General features: G+C 61.8%; 18 protein-coding genes and 1 tRNA gene. 5 read left to right on the forward strand and 14 right to left on the reverse strand.

The features are described from left to right. Positions 1-52: 52 nt before the first annotated feature. Genes N5C88_RS06375 through N5C88_RS06385 form a run of 3 tightly spaced genes read right to left on the reverse strand, consistent with a single transcriptional unit; the run spans position 53 to position 1,978 of the window. The gene (locus N5C88_RS06375) at positions 53-817 is read right to left on the reverse strand and encodes a YiiX/YebB-like N1pC/P60 family cysteine hydrolase (protein ID WP_049928066.1); all 765 of its coding nucleotides are present in this window, start codon (positions 815-817) and stop codon (positions 53-55) included. Between the two features lie 46 nt (positions 818-863). After that, the gene (locus N5C88_RS06380) at positions 864-1,592 is read right to left on the reverse strand and encodes a cytochrome c biogenesis CcdA family protein (protein WP_023912021.1); all 729 of its coding nucleotides are present in this window, start codon (positions 1,590-1,592) and stop codon (positions 864-866) included. Beyond that, the gene (locus N5C88_RS06385) at positions 1,592-1,978 is read right to left on the reverse strand and encodes a thioredoxin family protein (protein WP_022580559.1); all 387 of its coding nucleotides are present in this window, start codon (positions 1,976-1,978) and stop codon (positions 1,592-1,594) included. The genes N5C88_RS06380 and N5C88_RS06385 overlap by 1 nt, the downstream gene beginning before the upstream one ends. A 696-nt stretch (positions 1,979-2,674) precedes the next feature. Here N5C88_RS06385 and nhaA point away from each other — a divergent pair. The 4 genes from nhaA (at position 2,675) to N5C88_RS06405 (ending at position 7,858) form a co-directional block, all read left to right on the forward strand. Further along, on the forward strand, positions 2,675-4,006 hold the full coding sequence (nhaA, locus tag N5C88_RS06390) for a Na+/H+ antiporter NhaA (RefSeq protein WP_280014985.1): 1,332 nt from the start codon (positions 2,675-2,677) through the stop codon (positions 4,004-4,006). Between the two features lie 313 nt (positions 4,007-4,319). After that, complete coding sequence (locus N5C88_RS06395; protein ID WP_022580561.1) at positions 4,320-5,798, forward strand: SulP family inorganic anion transporter; 1,479 nt, start codon at positions 4,320-4,322, stop codon at positions 5,796-5,798. 14 nt (positions 5,799-5,812) lie between these two features. Beyond that, the gene (locus N5C88_RS06400; RefSeq protein WP_022580562.1) at positions 5,813-6,679 is read left to right on the forward strand and encodes a universal stress protein; all 867 of its coding nucleotides are present in this window, start codon (positions 5,813-5,815) and stop codon (positions 6,677-6,679) included. Between the two features lie 288 nt (positions 6,680-6,967). Next, entirely contained in the window at positions 6,968-7,858 is an 891-nt protein-coding gene (locus N5C88_RS06405) for a LysR family transcriptional regulator (protein ID WP_022580563.1), read from the forward strand. A 20-nt stretch (positions 7,859-7,878) separates the two neighbouring features. Here the strand turns inward: N5C88_RS06405 and N5C88_RS06410 are convergent, their stop codons facing one another. Continuing rightward, positions 7,879-8,169, reverse strand: a complete 291-nt coding sequence (locus N5C88_RS06410) for a helix-turn-helix transcriptional regulator (RefSeq protein WP_023912020.1) — start codon at positions 8,167-8,169, stop codon at positions 7,879-7,881. Positions 8,170-8,273: 104 nt separating this feature from the next. Between N5C88_RS06410 and N5C88_RS06415 the strand changes: the two genes are divergently transcribed. Beyond that, positions 8,274-8,915, forward strand: coding sequence for a substrate-binding domain-containing protein (locus tag N5C88_RS06415; RefSeq protein WP_024008255.1), 642 nt, complete (start codon positions 8,274-8,276; stop codon positions 8,913-8,915). A 50-nt stretch (positions 8,916-8,965) separates the two neighbouring features. On the opposite strand, the gene N5C88_RS06420 is transcribed toward N5C88_RS06415, so the two are convergent. The 10 genes from N5C88_RS06420 to N5C88_RS06465 form a co-directional block, all read right to left on the reverse strand. Beyond that, positions 8,966-10,909, reverse strand: a complete 1,944-nt coding sequence (locus N5C88_RS06420; protein WP_022580566.1) for an integrase arm-type DNA-binding domain-containing protein — start codon at positions 10,907-10,909, stop codon at positions 8,966-8,968. 225 nt (positions 10,910-11,134) lie between these two features. Further along, positions 11,135-11,210: transfer RNA gene (locus N5C88_RS06425), tRNA-Gly, on the reverse strand. Between the two features lie 151 nt (positions 11,211-11,361). Beyond that, complete coding sequence (locus N5C88_RS06430) at positions 11,362-12,000, reverse strand: ProQ/FINO family protein (RefSeq protein ID WP_280014986.1); 639 nt, start codon at positions 11,998-12,000, stop codon at positions 11,362-11,364. Between the two features lie 135 nt (positions 12,001-12,135). Then, positions 12,136-12,789, reverse strand: a complete 654-nt coding sequence (locus N5C88_RS06435; protein ID WP_059373839.1) for a hypothetical protein — start codon at positions 12,787-12,789, stop codon at positions 12,136-12,138. Between the two features lie 35 nt (positions 12,790-12,824). Further along, positions 12,825-13,376 (reverse strand): hypothetical protein, encoded by a 552-nt coding sequence (locus tag N5C88_RS06440; protein ID WP_280014987.1) that lies wholly within the window; start codon positions 13,374-13,376, stop codon positions 12,825-12,827. A gap of 19 nt (positions 13,377-13,395) precedes the next feature. Then, positions 13,396-13,896, reverse strand: a complete 501-nt coding sequence (locus tag N5C88_RS06445) for a hypothetical protein (protein WP_059373750.1) — start codon at positions 13,894-13,896, stop codon at positions 13,396-13,398. Positions 13,897-13,904: 8 nt separating this feature from the next. Next, positions 13,905-14,939 (reverse strand): hypothetical protein, encoded by a 1,035-nt coding sequence (locus N5C88_RS06450; protein WP_280014988.1) that lies wholly within the window; start codon positions 14,937-14,939, stop codon positions 13,905-13,907. A gap of 28 nt (positions 14,940-14,967) precedes the next feature. Then, positions 14,968-15,651 carry a hypothetical protein gene (locus tag N5C88_RS06455; RefSeq protein ID WP_059373752.1) on the reverse strand — a complete coding sequence of 228 codons (684 nt, stop codon included), beginning with the start codon at positions 15,649-15,651 and terminating at the stop codon, positions 14,968-14,970. A gap of 24 nt (positions 15,652-15,675) precedes the next feature. Further along, positions 15,676-17,808, reverse strand: coding sequence for a TcfC E-set like domain-containing protein (locus tag N5C88_RS06460; RefSeq protein WP_280015037.1), 2,133 nt, complete (start codon positions 17,806-17,808; stop codon positions 15,676-15,678). Between the two features lie 198 nt (positions 17,809-18,006). Then, positions 18,007-18,528, reverse strand: a complete 522-nt coding sequence (locus tag N5C88_RS06465; RefSeq protein ID WP_059373753.1) for a fimbrial assembly protein — start codon at positions 18,526-18,528, stop codon at positions 18,007-18,009. Between the last annotated feature and the right edge of the window lie 30 nt (positions 18,529-18,558).

Below are 18,558 nucleotides of genomic sequence, written 5' to 3' on the forward strand. Positions count from 1 at the left end.
GCCCTTCTCGGGGCGGTTTCTTCGTTAATAAGTGGCAGTGTTAGCTTGGCGTTCATGGGTTGCTCCTAAGTGGAAGTAGTCCGGCTTCCAGGGTGGGTTTGATGATGGCGAAATTGGGCGAAACATCGAAGTCACGCGGAGCGAACAGGCTGTGGTGCCGCACATGGAGGATTTCCGCTACGCAGCCGGGGCACTGAGGTTCCGCGGATGGCGCGGCGTCAATGGGCGGAAGCACGGGATAGCGGATCGTTTCAAAGGCTTGGGCGATCAGCGTCGAGCAGATGGCACGGGTCGGGTCGCCGCTGCCCAGGGCGAGCATGCGGCGGCGCCAGCGCACGGGCACGGGCGGCGTGGGCAGCAGGTATCGGGCCAAGTCAATCACGTTCTTCAAGTCGTACTGATGGCCCAGCCGGGCCACCGCCGAGCCGATCAGGGTGTCGATCTCGGCAGCGGTCAAGCCCACTGGCCGACAGACCCGGGTGTGCAAATCGGCGAACTCGGCCACGCTGACCAGGCGCACTCCTTCGCGTAGATCGGCTTCGAGAAAGCAGCGAGGCCGCCCTTCGGCGTCGAGTGGCCTGCCGGCCGAGCCGACAAACAGCGCCGCGTGTGACCACGTGGATTGCGTCAGGTACTTGATGGCGACGCTGAACCGGCTCTGCCCTTCGACCAGCAGCACGTCGCCTGGCCGCAGACAGGCCATGAGAAGGCATGGATCGGTCGGCGGCGCTACGCTATGCACGTGGTGGGGCCGGCTGAGGTAGCGGCTCAGTCCTTCCCCACAGCGGCGCGCGATGCTGTCCAAGACGCTTCCCACGGCGTCACCCGGTCGAAACGAAAGTTAACTTCGGCCGGGGCATCGCTCAGAACCTCGTCGTCAGTTGCGTGAGCCAGGCCGGTGAATGTTCGACAAGCCATGCTTCCATCGGCTTGTCGGCACCCGTCAGGATCAGAATGGCCAGGGCAACCATGATCGCGCCCAACAGGACTTTCCCCGCCTTGCCGGCCTGCAGGAGCTTGGATCGCGTGCGGCCGATGGCGCTACGCGACACATAGGCCAGTACTACCAGAGGCAATGCTGCCCCAACGCCGAATACCGCCATCATCGAGCCCGCTTGTGCCAGGTTCGTGCCTTGGCTAGCGAGGACGATGGCCGCGCCGAGCGTCGGCCCCACGCAGGGACTCCAAACCAGTCCGAGCACCAGGCCCACCACGAACTGCCCCGTCAGACCGTCCAGTTGGACACGCGCAAGCAAGTTGTTCCCAGCATTGCCGATGCCTGCCGTCAGCGACGCAAACCGCTGCTGGAGAGCGCTGGACATGAGCACCACTCCTAACATTCCCAGGACGACCGCGCCCACGCCCCGGAAGATCGTTGTATCGATGCCGAGCGAGGCACCTGCCCAGGCCAGCGCCGTGCCGACAATGGCATAGGACAACGCAAGGCCGCCCGCCAGGGCCAGCGGTGCGTGCCGGTGGGCGTTGACTGCCGAGCCAATCAGGACCGGCACGATGGGCAGGACGCAGGGCGATAGCGTGGAGAGCACCCCGGCGAGCAAGCCGAGGCCGTAAGAACCAAGTCCGAGAGTCATCAGCGCGTGGTCTTCTGAATCAGGCTCTCGATGCCGGCCTCGGTGGTATCACCCACGGAGCGGGCCACTTCCTGGGCGCCCTTGAAGCCCACCAGCGTGCTTTGCATGCTGACCTTGAAGGCCCGGACGATGCTCTTTTCGCTGTCAAAGTCTACGGTCAGCACGGTCACGTCCTTATAGGCGGGCTGCTTCATCAGCTTTTCCAAGATCGGCTTCTGCGCCTTGCAAGTCGGGCACCACGTCGCGCTCACGTCCACCACCACGGGCTGATCGGCTTGTGTCAGCCGGTCGAACTCGGTCTGACTGAATGGTTTGATCTCGCCGGCGCTGGCGATGCTGGCGAGCGCGGAGAGTGCGAGAAAGGCGGCGGTCATGCGGAATTTCATAGGCGTAGTCCTTGAAGAAGGGGGAGAACCGCCCAAGGCGACGGCGCGCAGGGGCGAACTTGGCCGCGAAGAACGGTGGCTGTTCATTTAGAGGCTGGGAGTCGTTAAAGCGGTTCGCAACCGAACGGAAATATCTGCACGGCGGCGCTACTCCACCCGTCCGCGTTTTCACGAAGCCCGACTTTTTGAGCCTGCCGCGAACCGTTTTGGCGGCCGCGCCCCTCTTATTGGCGGGAAGGGGCAGAACGCTCGTCTAGGGCGGGCAACCTCGCCATCCCCCAGTTATTCCCATCGCACCGTTCTCTGGTGACAGGAGCGCATCATGTATTGCAGCACTTCCGTGACAGCGCAGTTGGTTCGCGGTGTTTTGGCCGTGGCATCTATGGCAGGTGGCATCGTGCTAACCCCTCACTTCTGGCCGGCAATGGGGCTGTTCGGCTTGGCCATCTACTTCATGCGGGGTTGTCCAGCCTGCTGGCTTGTGGGGTTGATGGAGGCGATTCGGGTTCGCAACAAGCGCAAACGGCAGCATGGACGGCCATGTTTCTTGCCCGGGGAACGAGTTCGATGAGCATCACTTCACGCTCGCTGATCTTCTAGCTACAACCCTGTAAAATGGCAGTTGGGTGTTAGTTGCATGTCGCAGCGGGACAGGTTCATGCGTCGGTCGGGCCGCCACGCGGAGTTTTGACGACCATGAATCGCCACACCACGCGGCAGGATCTACCGCGCGCCCAACTTCTGGCCGAGCGCGCTTTCGCCACCCTCGAACGTTTCCTGCACATAGAAGCCGCTAGCGGCATCGTGCTCTTGATAGCCGCCGCCGTGGCACTGATCTGGGCCAATTCTCCGTTTGCGCCCGGCTATCACGCGCTCTGGCATCTGCCGGTGTCACTTGGCATCGGCAGCCTCACTGTCTCCCAGTCGCTGCACTTCGTGATCAACGACGGCCTGATGACCATTTTCTTCCTGGTCGTGGGCATGGAAATCCGCCGCGAAATCCATGAAGGCGCCTTGAGCAATCTGCGCCAGGCCAGCCTGCCTATCATGGCGGCGCTGGGCGGCGTGGCCGTGCCCGCGCTGATCTATGTGGCCTTGAATACCGACCCATCTCGCTTGCAGGGTTGGGCCGTGCCCACGGCCACCGACATCGCCTTCGCCGTGGGCGTGCTCGCCCTGCTGGGCCGGAGCATTCCGGGCAACGTGCGCGTCTTTCTACTGGCGCTGGCGATCATCGACGACATCATCGCGCTGTTCTATTCGGGCGGCCTGGACCTGTCGGGATTTCTCGTCGCCGCGATGGGCATCCTCGTGGTGCTGGGATTTCAGCGCATGGGCGTCGGCTCGGCCTTCGCCTACGTGCTGCCTGGCGCCATCGTCTGGACCGGCCTGTTGATGACCGGGGCGCATCCAACATTGGCAGGTGTCGTTCTCGGTATGCTCACGCCGGTGCTTTCGCGGCCCACGCGTGAACACCCGCTGGACATGGTGGCGTACGCGGCGCAGAAGCTGCGCAACCACGATGACGCCAACGATACGCACCACCTTGCCATGCCGCTCAAGCAATTGCGGCTGGCCCAGCGCGAGCTGCTGCCCCCTGTGGTGCGCGTACAAACGGCGCTGCACCCTTGGGTGGCGTTTGGAATTATGCCGCTGTTCGCGCTAGCCAACGCAGGTGTGAGCATGGACGACATTGACCTGTCCGCCGCAGGCCCGCAGTGGGTGATGGCCGGCGTCGGCCTGGCACTGCTGCTGGGCAAGCCGTTGGGCGTGGTCGGCGTGAGCTGGCTGATGGTCCGCTTGGGCTGGTGCCGGCTACCACCCGGCGTGTCGTGGGGCGGTATCGTCCTCATTGGCCTGCTTGCGGGCGTGGGCTTCACGATGTCGATCTTCATTGCCATGCTCGCGTTCGACAATGAAACCCTGCTGGGCGCGGCCAAGTTGGGCGTGCTGGCAGGGTCGTTGCTGGCAGCCTTGCTGGGGTTGGCTTGGGGCGCGATGTATCGGCGCACCACAAAAGCCGCGTGATGATCGTGCACGGCACGAAGCAAGGATGGAAGCCAAGCCCGTTTTTGCCTTCATCAGGCGAAATGCTTTAAAATCACCGACTTTGCATTCATCCGCAGTCAATTGGAGTTTTTGCCGGTGTAAGTCTCATTCTCGCTGCGAGCCAGCTTCTCTCCCATTTCTTTCTTGCTCGCACGAGGCTGCGCGTCCGTTTGACTGCGTCTTGCCGCCCCCTTTTTTGCGTAGGGGTGGCTTTCTATTCCGGGTTCGGAAAGACGCTTTCGCGCCTGTGTCCGTTCCAGCCCGTGGCTGAGTCTTCTCTCGGAATAGAACAATGATCAAATCCTTTCGCCAGGACTGGCTGTCCAACGTCCGCAACGATCTGCTTGCAGGCATCGTCGTCGCGCTGGCATTGATTCCCGAAGCCATCGCTTTTTCCATCATCGCGGGCGTCGATCCCAAGGTCGGCCTCTACGCCTCCTTCAGCATCGCCACGATCATCGCCTTTGCCGGCGGGCGGCCCGGCATGATCTCAGCCGCCACGGGCGCCATGGCTCTGCTCATGGTCACTCTGGTCAAGGAGCACGGCCTGCAATACTTGCTGGCCGCCACCGTGCTGACCGGCGTGCTCCAGATCGTCGCGGGCTGGCTCAAGCTCGGTGCGCTGATGCGCTTCGTCTCGCGCTCGGTCATCACCGGCTTCGTCAATGCGCTGGCCATCCTGATTTTCATGGCCCAGTTGCCCGAACTGACCAATGTGACATGGCATGTCTATGCCATGACGGCGGCGGGCTTGGGCATCATCTACCTGTTTCCCTACATCACCAAGGCCGTGCCGTCCCCATTGGTAGCCATCGTGGTGCTGACCGCCGTGGCGATCTTCCTTGGCCTAGACATCCGCACCGTGGGCGACATGGGCCAGTTGCCTGACAGCCTGCCGGTGTTCCTGCTGCCCGATGTGCCGCTGAACCTGGAGACGCTCAAGATCATTTTCCCGGTGTCGGCCACCCTGGCAGTGGTGGGCCTGCTGGAATCCATGATGACGGCCTCCATCGTCGATGACCTGACCGATACGAACAGCAACAAGAACCGCGAATGCGTGGGCCAGGGCGTGGCGAACATCGCGACTGGCTTTCTCGGCGGCATGGCAGGCTGCGCCATGATCGGCCAGTCGGTCATCAACGTGAAATCGGGCGGCCGGGGTCGGTTGTCCACGCTCGCCGCCGGTGTGTTCCTGCTGCTGATGGTGGTGTTCATCGGCGACTGGGTGGCACGCATCCCGATGGCCGCGCTGGTCGCGGTGATGATCATGGTGTCCATCGGCACCTTCAACTGGGCCTCGATCCGAAATCTGCGAGAGCACCCCAAGAGTTCCAGTGTGGTGATGCTGGCCACTGTCGCCATGACGGTGGGCACCCACGACCTGGCTAAGGGCGTGCTGGTCGGCGTGCTGCTGTCTGGCTTCTTCTTCGCCCACAAGGTGGGGCGGATCTTCCATGCGTCCTCGCGCACGGAGGACGAAGGCCGCATGCGCACCTACACCATCACCGGCCAGGTGTTCTTCGCGTCGGCCGAGCGTTTCGTCAACACCTTCGATTACAAAGAGGTCATCGACAAGGTATGCATCGACGTCAGCCGTGCCCACTTCTGGGACATCACTGCCGTCAGTGCGCTGGACAAGGTGGTCATCAAGTTCCGGCGCGAAGGTACTGAAGTGGAGGTGATCGGCCTGAACGAGGCCAGCGCCACGATGGTGGACAAGTTTGCTGTCCACGACAAGGACGGCGCTGCCGACATGCTTGCGGGCCATTGAAAGGAGAACGAATCATGAAGAACGAGAACAAGGTGCTGGCCTGCGTCGATCAATCCAGGTATGCGGACTATGTGGCTGACTGCGCGGCATGGGCGGCACACCGTATGAATGCGCCCCTGGAGTTTTTGCATGTCATCGACAGCCACCCAGAGCGAGGAATGGGCGATGACCGCAGCGGTGCGATCGGTATCGACGCCCAGGAAAGTCTGCTGGCCAAACTGTCAGCAGAGGATGAAACCCGCGCCAAGAGCGCACGGGAACAAGGCCGCTTGTTCCTAAATCGGCTGCGTGAGCGGGCGATGGCCATCGGGGCCACCGATGTCGATGTGCGCCAGCGTCACGGCGATTTGGAAGAAACTGTCGTAGAGCAGGCGAAGGGCGTACGACTACTGGTACTGGGCCGGCGCGGCGCCGACGCGGCCACATCGCAGCGTAGTGAATTGGGGCACCATGTGGAGCACATGGTTCGCGCGCTGAATCGGCCTATCCTGACCGTGACCGAAGATTTCAAGGCACCCCAGCGAGTGATGATCGCTTTTGACGGCGGTGTCGTCACGCGGCGCGGAGTTGAAATGGTGGCGGGCAGTCCATTGTTTCGCGGCTTGCCCATTCTGTTGCTGATGTCAGGCACGCAACGCAAAGATGCATCCAAGTCACTGGAGTGGGCCAGGGGCGCCTTGGAGGTGGCGGGCTTCGAGGTGACGTCTTCTATGACGCCAGGTGAGGCGCAGGAAGTCATTGTTCGGACAATACAAGAGCAGGCCATTGATATGTTGATCATGGGGGCATTCGGGCATTCGCCACTGCGCAGTTTGGTGGTTGGCAGCAAGACAACCGAGCTTTTGAAAGCCTCAACAATTCCCACCTTATTGCTGAGATAGCACGGAACGCCAAATACGATGAATGCTGTGAGTGTGAAAGGCATTAAATCAACCCGCCGTTCCACCATTGGCTTAAAGCCAGCAATTACATAGTGAACGTCGGATGACCACGAGCCATTAGCGGATGTTGGAGTGTGAGTGTTTGACGGGTCGCGGTTGCGACGTTCATTCCAACTGCTGAAATGTTCTTTGGGCTCAAGCAGGATAGGGGAGGATTTTCACTTCTTTCGCCGCGCATTCCGAATGCGATGCGCCATGGAACCTGAATAGGATTGAGGAGAACTGCTCATGGAATTGCGGCACCTTCGCTGTTTTGTTGCATTAGCCGAAGAATTGCACTTCACACGCGCTGCAGAGCGATTACACATTGAACAGCCACCACTGTCCCGCACCATTAAGGAACTTGAAGACGAACTGGGAACATTGCTTTTTGATCGTGATCGGCGAGGAACGCGTCTGACTCCAGCGGGCACTGTGTTCTTGCAGGATGTTCGAAGGCTTTTCACTGTTCTGGATCAGGCCAGAGAAAACGTCAAAGCTGTCGCGGCGGGCCTCAATGGTAGTCTGCGGATTGCTATATCAGACGGCACCGTAGACCAGCGCCTGTCTGCGTTCCTCGCGGACTGCCGAGAGGAAGAGCCAGAGATTGAAATACGGCTTTCTGAGGTTCCATTGGCTGAACAGATACGCGGACTGCGGTCTGGCGATTTCACTATTGGATTTGCACATACAGCTGATGTCGAGAATGATATTGTTGCCGAACCCATCTGGCGAGACCCCTTGGTAATTGCTGTTCCGGCCAGGCACGAGTTGCTTGCCCACAAGGAGGTTCCACTTCAGGAGATCGGGGATCACCCCCTGGTCTTGTGTGACCCTCGGGTGTGTGAAGGTTACTGCCGCGAGCTATCAAGGTTGCTGCGACCACTGGAGAGAGAACCAAATATTGTCGGACACGCATCCTCGTTGGACATGATGCTCACACTGGTCGGGGCTGGATACGGTCTCGGCTTCACCACAGCCGCCAGACTTGCGGTCAGCCGGCGCGCCGATGTCGTTGCTCGTCCTTTGGCCGTAGATTCGGCCGTGATTACCACCTACCTACTCCGGCCTCGAAGAGACACGCCGAGCCCTCCGTTGGAGCGCTTCATTGCTCGCCTGCGCTCGCAGGTGGACGGATAGAAGCCCTTTCCGATGGGGCGTCAGCCTGCATCGGCATGCAGATTGCGTTCCGTTGCAGTCATCAGTTCGGTGCCGCTCATTTTGAGCGCTGCGGCAACTTTCAAGATTACGGCCAGCGAGGGCAAGTGTTCCCCTCGCTCGATCTTGCCCATATGTGAACGCTCAATCCCGGCCCGCGCGGCCAACTCCTCCTGCGCAATACCCTGATCCACACGAAACGTACGCACGGCCTTGCCGAAAGCCAGGGCTGGCTCGGCCTCAAATCTGGTTGTACCCGGAGGACGCCCTCGTTGAACAGTACGCTTCTGCATTAACAGAAGCGTCGATCAGGCACAAAAATTTAACCACGTTAAATTTAACTCATTAGTATCATGTCGCGTTGTCTTCGCAATCGACACTCTCCGTGGGGACTTTCATGCACGATGCCACCAGTCCGCCCCCCCGTCTCAGACTTGCCGTAGCACCGGGCGTACCGTCATCACACCTTTCGGCGCTTCTCGCGCGACAGCGCGCGGAAGAGCCAGACGTCACCCTCTCGTTCTTCGAGGTTGCAGGGGACGTCCTGCTTGATGGGCTTCTTGAAGGCCGCTACGACGTCGGAATGTCGCTTCAGGGGGATCGCGACCCGGCTCTCAAAACGCAGCTCTTGTGGACGGAGACTATGGCCGTCGCCATGCCGCCTCGGTCCCGCTTGGTCGACAAGGCGAAGCTCACCATCGCCGATCTCCAGGACTATCCCGTCTATCGCTGGCAGGCAGAGGCCTGTCCGCTTCTGAATGAGAGGCTGGCCTCCCTCATGCCAGCAGACCAGAAGAGCATCCGGCGGGTGGTTTCTTTCGAGATGCTGGCGCTATGGGTTGCAGCGGGCTACGGCATCGGGGTATCTGCGCGATCGCGCATCGAGCGTGCCCATGGATGGGGAATCACCATGCGACCGCTCGCCGACGGCCCCTATGAAATCGTGACCTATCTGCAGCGGCCCCACGCGCAAGCCGAACCCGTTGCGGAGCGGTTCGAGCGCAGAGCGATGCAAGTCACCGGGACTGGCGCCACGTAGTGGCGCCCCTATGGCCGAGGTCATGGCCCCGGCTATAGGTCGAAATGGGGTTAGGCCCCCTCAAGCACTACTGCGCTATCTACCAGCCGACGGACGCTCAGCCGCACATCTTCGGGGATGGGCCGCATGGCAATGGCCTCGGGCGCATCCTCATGGCGCTGGTAGCCGCCCATGATGACCCGGATGATCGCGGGCACGTTGGTCGGCGTGACCGCATCGATGGCCGCACGATCCCCCAGGTCGGGGTGTGGCTGGGTCAGCATGCGGTACAGGTCCCAGGAATCCGCGTGTGGGCACTGGTTCATGAGCACCTGGGCCAGCTTGTGCTTGAGCGGCACCAGTTGCCAGTCGGGAACCCTCTGCCCCCGGTTGCCCAGGCTGATCGACAGCAGCTTGCCGGCTTTCAGCTCGCGGTTGATCTGGTCCTTGGATTTCCCGGCCAGCTTGCCGAACAGCGGGACCGGCAGATTGTTCGGCGACTCGTAGATGGCAAGCATTTCTTCGCGCTCACGCTGGATCGCGGAGACTTCCGGCTCCGGGGCATGCATCGGAGGCGGCGGCACCTGTGACAGCCGCTGGAACGTGATTCCGCCGCTGTTGGGAGTCACGACGATGGGCGTGGCCACCACGGGTGGCACGCCGGTGACAGCGGGCTCGGCCGCCGTGGGGGCCGCACCCAGCGCTTCCTCCACTTCCGCCATCGCCGGCACCCCGTCGATGCGGATGGTCAGGTGCGCGCTCGCGGCTTCCACTTCACCCTGTTCGAGCAGGTCGAGACGGTCTGCCCAGTCCTGCATCATGCGGCGCCGCGGCTCCACGTACTTGGCGTGGTTGTAGGCCGAGCTGACCTTGTTCGGGTCGGAGTGCGAAAGCTGCGCGTCCACCCAAATCTTCGGGTAGCCGATCTCGTTGAGTGCCGTCGAGATGGTGCCGCGGATGCCGTGGCCGGTCAGGCGCCCCTCGTAGCCCATGAGCTGCACGGCCTTGTTGAGGGTGTTCTCGCTGATGCGCTTCTTGAGTTCGCTGCGATGCGACAGCAGGTACTTCTGCGCCGGCCGCATTACGCCCAGGAGATAGCGCACGATCTCGATGGCCTGCAGGGACAGGGGCACGATGTAGGGCGGCACGTCCTGCGGCCGCTTGCCGGCCTTGCGCATTTCGTCCTGAAGCTGCTTGACGACCTGCGGCGGGATGATCCACAAGCCGCGGTCGAGGTCGAATTGCTCAGGTTCGGCCAGCCGCAACTCGCCCGTGCGCACCCCCGTCAGGAACAGCAGCCGGACGCCAAGCTGGGTCTGCCAGCCGCGGGGGTTGTAGCGCCGGAGCTTCTGAAGGAACTCGGGCAGCTCGGGCAGGTGCAGATAGGGGTTGTGGGCCACCGGGGGCTTGGGCTCGGCCACCACATCCAGGTCCGCGGCCGGGTTGACTTCCAGCCCCTCGGCGATGACCAGGGCATAGCGGAACATCTGGTTGAACCAGGTGCGGACCTTCTCGGCGGTGGTGAACGCCTTGCGTTTCTCGATCGCCGCCACGACGCCCACGAGCTGGGGCCGACGAATGTCGTAGATCGACATCTTCCCCAGGGTAGGCAGCACGTCCTTGTTGAAGATGCGCAGGATCTGCGACAGCGTGCTCTGACGGCCTTCCTTGAGTTCCTTGCGGCGATGCTCGACCCAGGCGTCGAAGACGTTCTTGAAGGTGTATTCGCCCGCCAGCTTGGCCGCGTGCCGCCGCTGGTCGCGTTCGATTTGGGGATCAATGCCCTTGGCGAGCAGAACCTGGGCCTTGTCCCGCTCGGCGCGGGCCTCGCGCAGGCTGAGAGCGGGATAGCTGCCCAGAGACATGCGCTTTTGCTTGCCCAACCAGCAGTAACGGAAGATCCACGACTTGCCGCCTGCGGCAGAGACCATCAGGCTCAGGCAGTCGTTGTCGTAGAGGGTGTAGCGCTTGCCGGCGGTCTTGGCCTGCCGGACGATCAGATCAGAGAGTGCCATTTCGAGGCTCCTAAGTGATGACTTAGGCCTATGCTCGTCATGGTTCCCGCTCAGCCCCAGCAACTATCCGGAAGCCGTCTCACCCATATTCCTGTGCCTACATTGGCGCCTAAAAAAGGCTGGCTGTGGGTGGATTTCCGTGGCGCTCGCTGGAATGAAAAGAGGGGCCGAAGCCCCTCTTTTCAACGACTTACAGACGTCAGTAGAAGTCTGTAGATCATAACTTGGAGCGGGAGACGAGTCTCGAACTCGCGACCTCAACCTTGGCAAGGTTGCGCTCTACCAACTGAGCTACTCCCGCGGGGGGCACTGCGTTTTGGTGTAATTTCTGACTTGGTTTTCAGAAAGGCCGTGTCCACCAAAGACAGCGATTATACACAGAATTTCGGGCTTGTGTAGCCTGGCGGGGCGGGGATGCGAAAAATCCCCGCTCGCCGAGCCAAACAGTGTCCTCAGGGCGTATCGCTCGATGCCGGCGTTGTGACGGCCGCGGCTTCGGGGGCGGCTTCAGGCGCGGGGGTGTCAGCCGGGGTGTCAGCGGATGCGGCAGCCGGCGCGTCGGCCTTTTTCGCCGGACGAGCCTTGCCGGCCGGCCGGCGCGAAGCCTGGCGGCGCGCGTAGGCGGCTTGCTCCGCCGTCACCGTGCCCGCGGGCTGGCCTTGCAGGTCGACGCGGGTGGCGTCGGCGACCATGCTGCTCCAGTAGCGGCTGCCCTTGCACCAGGTGGCGATGGCTTGCTTGAGCTGTTCTTCCGTCATGCCCAGCTTTTCCAGATGCTGGGCCGCGTCGGCCAGGATGCCCTGCTTGAGCGGCAGCTTCGGCGCGGGATTCTTGGGGAAGGCCTGCGGGAAGTGCTTCTGCAGGCGCCAGATGGCCTCGACCACGGGGTCGACGGGCTCGCGCTTTTGCTGCGGGCGGGCGGCAGCCTTCGCTTGACCAGACTCGCGCTTTTGCTGCGGCCGCGCCGTAGCCTTGGCCTGATCAGGCTCCCGCTTCTTTGTCCGGCCTGCCGCCTTCGGTTGGACCGGCACCGCCTTTTGAGCCTGTGCCCGTAGCTGCTCGCGCAGGTCGGCAAGTTTTTCAAAACCCATTGTTATTTCCAACACCTCAGATTTGTTCAGGCTGAAGGTTACCGCAAGTGCGCGAATGCAGCACTGTCGAGGGGGGGCATGTGTGGTGGCGGCGCCATGGCCGCCGGCGTTGGGGGACGTGGATTTACCCCGGAATCAGCGTCCGGAGGGCGGGCAGGATGGCTGGCCGGGCACCTGTATTGCGCGGCCTTTCAGCAGGATGGGCGTGCTCGGATAGACGTTGAATGGTTCCACGGGCCGGCCATCGGCGACCGCATCCTTGACCTGATAGCGCACGTTGCCCGACGCAGCCAGCCAGGCGCCTTGCGGCGCGCAGCGCAGCGACAGCCCCGAGGTTTCGTTTTGCGGTAGCAGCCTGACCAGGGTGCTGAACGCAAGGGTGACGACCACATTGCCGGAGGTGCCTTGTCCCGCCCGATCCAGCAGATTGACGACCGGCCTGATATCCAGCCGGTACACCTGTTCCTGTTCCACATCGGCCAGCGGCTTGAGGGTGACGGTCTTGCTCTGCCCTGGTCCTAGCGAGAGCTTGAACGGGGAGACGTAGAGCGCAGGCCTCTCCGTCTGCGCGATGGGCTCCAGGTGTTCCTGGTCGGCCTCGACGCCGGGGTTGAGCAAGCGCGATAGGGTAATGGACACGTACTCCGCGCGATCGCCCTGGTTGATGATATGGACCGAGGCCGGTTTGCCTTGCACGACGGCGAGCTTGGGCATCACGTCGATATGTGCGAAGGCCGGTGTGGCAGGCCAGGACACCAGAAGCAACAGCAGACAGTCGAAGGGTTTCATCCACATTTCGGCGACATCCGGCCGCTTATAGCGGGTCAGGGGATCCGCACGGTCGGTTCAAAGACCAGCGACAGCTCGCCGACATAGCTGCCTGCGGTCTGCTTGAAATCGCCTTCCGGCGGGTAGGCCGCAATCGCCAGCCCGTAGTAGCCGATGGAGTCCTCGCCCGCAGCGGGCGCAGGCGGATTCTTGAATTTCACGTCCTGGCCTACTTCCAGGGTTTTCTGCTCCCCGTCTTCCGCGGCCAGGGAAACCTTGGGCCGACGGAACACCAGGGCCGCGTTGGCCGTATTGCGGATCTCCAGCGGTCGGTCCATGCGCACCTGAAACGCGCCGCTCGAGGACAGGATGCGCAAGCGTGCTTGCGCCTCATACGGCGATTCCCAGCCGCGTAGCTGCTGCATGGCCAAGCCCTGGTCGAACCAGCCACCCTTGTCGTCCGTGACCAGCAATCTGTTGGCGGCCTTGACCGTGGCGGTGATCCTGCTTGTGGTGTCGCCGGTCAGGACGATATCCCCGGCGGAGGCTGCGGCAGAGAGCGTTCCCAGGGCAAGCATCAGGCACGCGCGGATTGATATTCTGTTCATGTCCGGGTTCTCATGGGTTTCAAGGCTGAGCGTGCTCGGCGGTCTGATAGATCAGAACGCCGTACGCCATGTTGATGATCAGGGGCGCGCTGCCATCGGCCTCGCCGCCGTTCAGAATCACCCGCTCCCTAGGCCGGAAGGTGATGCGCCAGACTTGCGTGCGGGCAGGCGCATGCAAGACGCGCACGCTCATCCGGTACTTTTGTCCCGGCGCCAGAATCAGGCGCTTGGGGGTGACCAGCAAGCTGGGTCGCTCTGTTTCGCCAACTGGCGCCAGCACCTCCGGCATCGATCCGGGATTGAGGAGCAGATGTTGTTCCACATCCAGATACAGCGGGCTGTCGCCACGGTTTTCCGCCAGCAGTTCGCTCGGCGCTCGACCGGGTTCCAGGCGCAGTTCCGCTCTCGGCAGGTGCAGGATGCCGGCCCCCTGGCCGTGCTGGGGCCAGGGCAGGGCGAGTGCCGCGACGATAAACGCGGTGCGGCGGGCGAATCGCCGGGGAAGGACATGAACGCTCATGGCATGAGCTAAGGTCGTGCGACGACCGTGAAGGTGAGCACGTCGCTGTAGTCGCCTTCCTTCGCCGCCTTGGGCGTGTCGGCCGTGAACGTGGGGATGAAGCAATCGCGTCCGTTGTTGCCCAAGGCGGACACGACATTGCCGGTGTTGGGCAGCGCGACCTCGGTACTGGTCGTCGCGTTCCGCAGCACGACTCGGTATGGCACCGTGTCGGAAGGCGAGGTCAGGTGCTTGAGTTGGTACCAGCCATTGCCCGACAGGCCGTTCTGGTTGGTCGCGTTGATGGCGTAGCGCGATCCTGTCCATTTGAGGTGGTCATAGGTGAAGCACAACTCTTCGCCGGCGCCAGAAAATGGCCTTTCCGCAGGCGCTCCGGGCAGCAACTCTCCGAGGTTCCAGTCCGGCGCGGTCATGTGGATCTTGGGAGCCTCAGGTGGGGGCGGAATCTTCGGATCGGTGATGGTATTGCAGTTGCCCGTTGAGCTGTCTGCGCCGATATAGGCCAGTCCGGTTATTTCGACGATGTCGTTCTTTTGCGTGACGTTCGCTGCTCTTACCCCAATGGCAGGCCACGGTGCAAGGTGCTTGTTATCGATAACGACCGTTACCCGCACGACTCTCGCGGATGGATCGCGCCAGCTCGTGGCGTAACGGGAATCACTGTTATCGTAGGATGCGTAGTCAATGCCGCTTGTTCTACCCCAGTGCCGAACGCCATCCATGTAGACAGCACTGGCATAGTGACCAGACTGCCGCAGTTTGCCATCTTTCTCATAGGTGTATATAAGGATTCCTCGGCTCTGGAACCACCCGCTATGCCTGCCTAGGTGACCTTGAATGTTCTTATAGCTGATGGTCACGCCCAGCGTGCTGGTGCCATTGCCATTGTTTTGGTAGGTGCAATTGCTATAGCCGTTGCTCAGGTTGCTGTAGTAGATGCCCCGCCATGCCAAGGCGTCACTACTGGCGATCATCGCGCTTGTTGCCAGTACGGCAGCAACTGGTCGCGGCATCATCCATCCTTTGAAATTCGGCAATCTCATGCTTGGTCCCTCGTACATTGCGCCATGCTCATCCGCGGCAATCGAAACCCTGCGGCGCATCGCCGATCAGCATCGTGAGCTTCTTGCCCTCGAAGCGCCGCGACATGCCGGGAAACAACACCACCCGGTTCTGCTCCTGCTTGCGGTCCGGCGATGCGATATCCGCCAGGACCAGCGACACATTGCCGGTATTCTCCAGCCTCACACCCGCGTCTTCGCAGCGATGCGACCAGCCCGACCGTTGCTGACCCGGAGGAGGCATGTGCTGGACCAGCACGCCATAACCTATGGAAACTGACATGGGCGCGCTGATCTTGTCCTGGGGCGCCTCTTCGACCTGCATTGCCCTCACTGGCACGACGTACAGGCGGTACATCTCTTCCGCGGTGGGTACGGATAGCGACTTCAGGCTGATCGCGCGGCTTTGGCCCGGTCCCAGCGTCAATTTGTCCGGACTGGCGAGCAGGCCGGGATGCTCGAGTTGGCTCAGCGGCACCTGCTCCTCGGGGTCGAAGCCGGGATTCTTCACCTTCTGCAGCGTGGCCGACAGGTAGAGCGGCGCGTCGCCAACGTTCTTGACGGTGACGCCGTAGTCGTGGCCATTGAAGACCTTGATCCGGGCCGGCATCACCAGCAGCTCGCCTTCGGCTTGAGCCGACGGCGCGGCCAGCAGCATCGAAGCGAATAGCGTGAGCAGGGTCTTGCGTGGCATCGTGGTTCCTCTTCGGATATCAGGTTATCGGCAGCGGTAGTAGCTGCCATTGATGGCGTTGCCGAGGTCGCAGGTGTAGTTCCTGCCGGGTTGCCGCAGCGTGATCTTGGTAAGCACCGTCTTGCTGGCGATGGAGAACAGTCCGTTGGGGTACGCCGTGTCGCCAGTTTCCTGGATGGTTCCGCCCAGGGGCTTGTCGGACGGATCCATCAGGATGCCGCTGTAGACCATGTTGATCGCCACCTTGGCTTGCGCCGCGTACACCTGACCAGGATGGGCGCGCACGACGTTGGCAGGGACTTCGATGCTCATGTCCATGTGCTCGCTGTTGCTCAGGACGCGGGCGAAGGGAACGTCGCGGTATTGGCCTAGCGGTACGGCGTAGGTGCTGCCGCCGCCGACCGGATGGCCTTCCACGCTGAATCCGTAGGCGGTGCCGTCGATGGCGGGCGTGTCCAGCAACATGGCGCTGCCGCTGCTGCTGTAGCGTCCTACCGCTATGCCCGTGGCGCTGGCCGCCAGCATGCCGCGGTAGTTGAAATCCGCGTTGCTGCCGAAGTCGCTGTGGCCCAGGTTGAGGGAGGTATCGCCACGAGTGCCGGAGCGGCTGCCGTAAACATTGACGCTGTTGCTTGTGCTGCTCCGGTTGACCGTGACGCCAGCCGTCGAGGTGCCGTAGCTGTCCTCGAAATCCTTGCGATAGTCGCCGCTGAGTTGCGTTTCGCCGCCCTGGCGGGCCGCGCGGAAGCTGGCTTGCGTCTCGTCCAGGGTCCAGCTCATGTTGAAGTACACGGCGTAGCCGTCGTCGCCCCGGCCGTACCCGCCCTTTTGCACGCCCAGGGAAAAGGTCGACCACAGGCCGTTGGGGCGGTAGTTCCAGCGCGCTTCGGCTTGCTGTATTTCGCCGCGGCTGTGCTTGTTGTAGTTGTAGCCCAGCATGACATCGCCCACGCTTCTGCTGTATGAAAAGCTGGTGCTGGGCGCGCCCCAATAGAAGCGCGATACGTCTGAAATCTGATAGCGGCTGGCCGAGAGGCTGCCCAGCAAGGGATCGTTCATCGACAGGTTGAAATAGCCGCCCGCGCCGCGTTCGCCGCCTAGGACGCCCACTGTGGGAGTGAGGTCAGCCGTGCCGATGCGGGAGGGGCGCGTGATGTTCAGCTCGCCCGCCCAGCGGGACTGGTCGCCGCTGATGAACGAGGCGTTCAGGTAGAACTGGCTCAGGTTGCGGCTGACGGCAGCTTGAAGCAGCTGGCCGCCTGCGCCCATTTCCTTGCCCGCGGTCATGTGCCAGGAATTGCCGCCGCCGCCGTTGAAATTCAGGTTGTTGATGTCGCGCGTTTCGCGGTTGATCAGATTGCCGTTGCGGTCCACCAGCCGGATCTCCACCGGGTAGTAGCCGCCAGGCAGGTCGATGAAGCTGATTTCATTGCGGCCGAGTATGGCGGGCCGCTTCAGGATGAGACGCCCGTTGCGGTAGAACTCGTAGTTTCCTTCGGCGGTGGAATACAGCACCAGCGAACCCGTATCGCGGTCGGCCCGCAAATGGTTCTGGCTGCCGATGGTGACGAACTGATCGAAGCTGGGCGACAGCATGGTGCTGACCGAGCCCGAGGCGTAGTCGAGGCTGTTCTGCTTGCCTGCCCGCACGTAGGTGTCGTGAAAATTCTTCTGCAGGAAGTAAGAGGATATCCCTTGATCGCCATTGCTGCGGCCGCGCATGCGATTGCGGCTGCCGTACCAGCTCATGTAGCCGAAGCTGCGCAGCGGCAGGCCCAGCCATGTCGTGCCGCTGAGATTCATGGCGCGATAGCTGTCGGAGGATCCGCGCAGGTCCAGGGACTGATTGTTGATCAGCCCCCAGGTGGTCGCGGGAGATAGGTAGTCGTCGCGCGAGCTTCTGATCTGCAATGTGCGGCGGATCTTGTCGATGGTGACGTAGTGTTCCGCCACGCGCACGTCACAACCGTTGACGCATTGCTTGTAGTCGACCGCGGAAACTACCTGGCGGATGGTTTCTATTTCTTCCACCGTGATACCGTTTTCCGCATACTTGACCGGGTCGAACGCGAGCCGGTTCTGCTCCAGCGAATAGGCGATCAATCCGGGCAGCGTCCTGCCGTTGAAGCTGGAGACGTAGCTTGCGCTATTGTCCATTTCAACCGCGCTGAAGCCTTCGGGGATGCCGTAGGAAATCTTCACTTGCGCAAAGACCTGGGTGGAGGTAGCGGCAAGCACGCACGGCAGGATTTTTTTGAGGCAAAAGGAAACCCGATGAGCGCGCATGCCCTGCAATCCATAAGGGGGAAGGAAGAGCCCCGGACGGGGCTCTGGAGAACGATGGTCGAGCGAGGCTTAAGGGGCCGGCTCGAAGAGCATGACCAGATTGCCGCTGTAGCTGCCGTTGGTGGGCTGGCCGTTGGTTTGCTGGGGGCTGTCCACTGAGATTTCCAGATTGTGGATTTCGTCAAAGCCGCCGTTGCCCTGCACGACCTGGGTAATCTTGTTGGGTTTGTCGTATGCCAGGACTTGGTCGCCTGCGGCGTGGGTCAAGATCACCTGTGCGTTGGTCATCTCGAGGTGTCCGTTGGACATTTTCAGAGGTTGGGAGAGCTTGACGTTGATCCCAGCGGTCTTCGAAAATATGCGGATCGGCAGCGTCTTGGAGAATGTCAGCTGCCTGTAGTCTGCCGGTTCGAGCTCTTCGGTGCCGTACCAGGTGGAGCCGTCGGGCTTGGACACGAAAATCGCGTCGTTGATCTGAGCCGTCAGGGTGATGCTCTTTGTGACGGTTTTCTCTGCTGGGGTAGCGGCATGCGCCACGCCCGCAAACGCGCCAGCCAATCCCAGTGCGATCAGGATCTTGTTCAGTTTCATGGATGAAAACCTGGAGTTGAAGTTGAATGA

It is taken from the genome of Achromobacter sp. GD03932 (assembly GCF_029839485.1).
Classification (GTDB): domain Bacteria; phylum Pseudomonadota; class Gammaproteobacteria; order Burkholderiales; family Burkholderiaceae_B; genus Achromobacter; species Achromobacter bronchisepticus_A.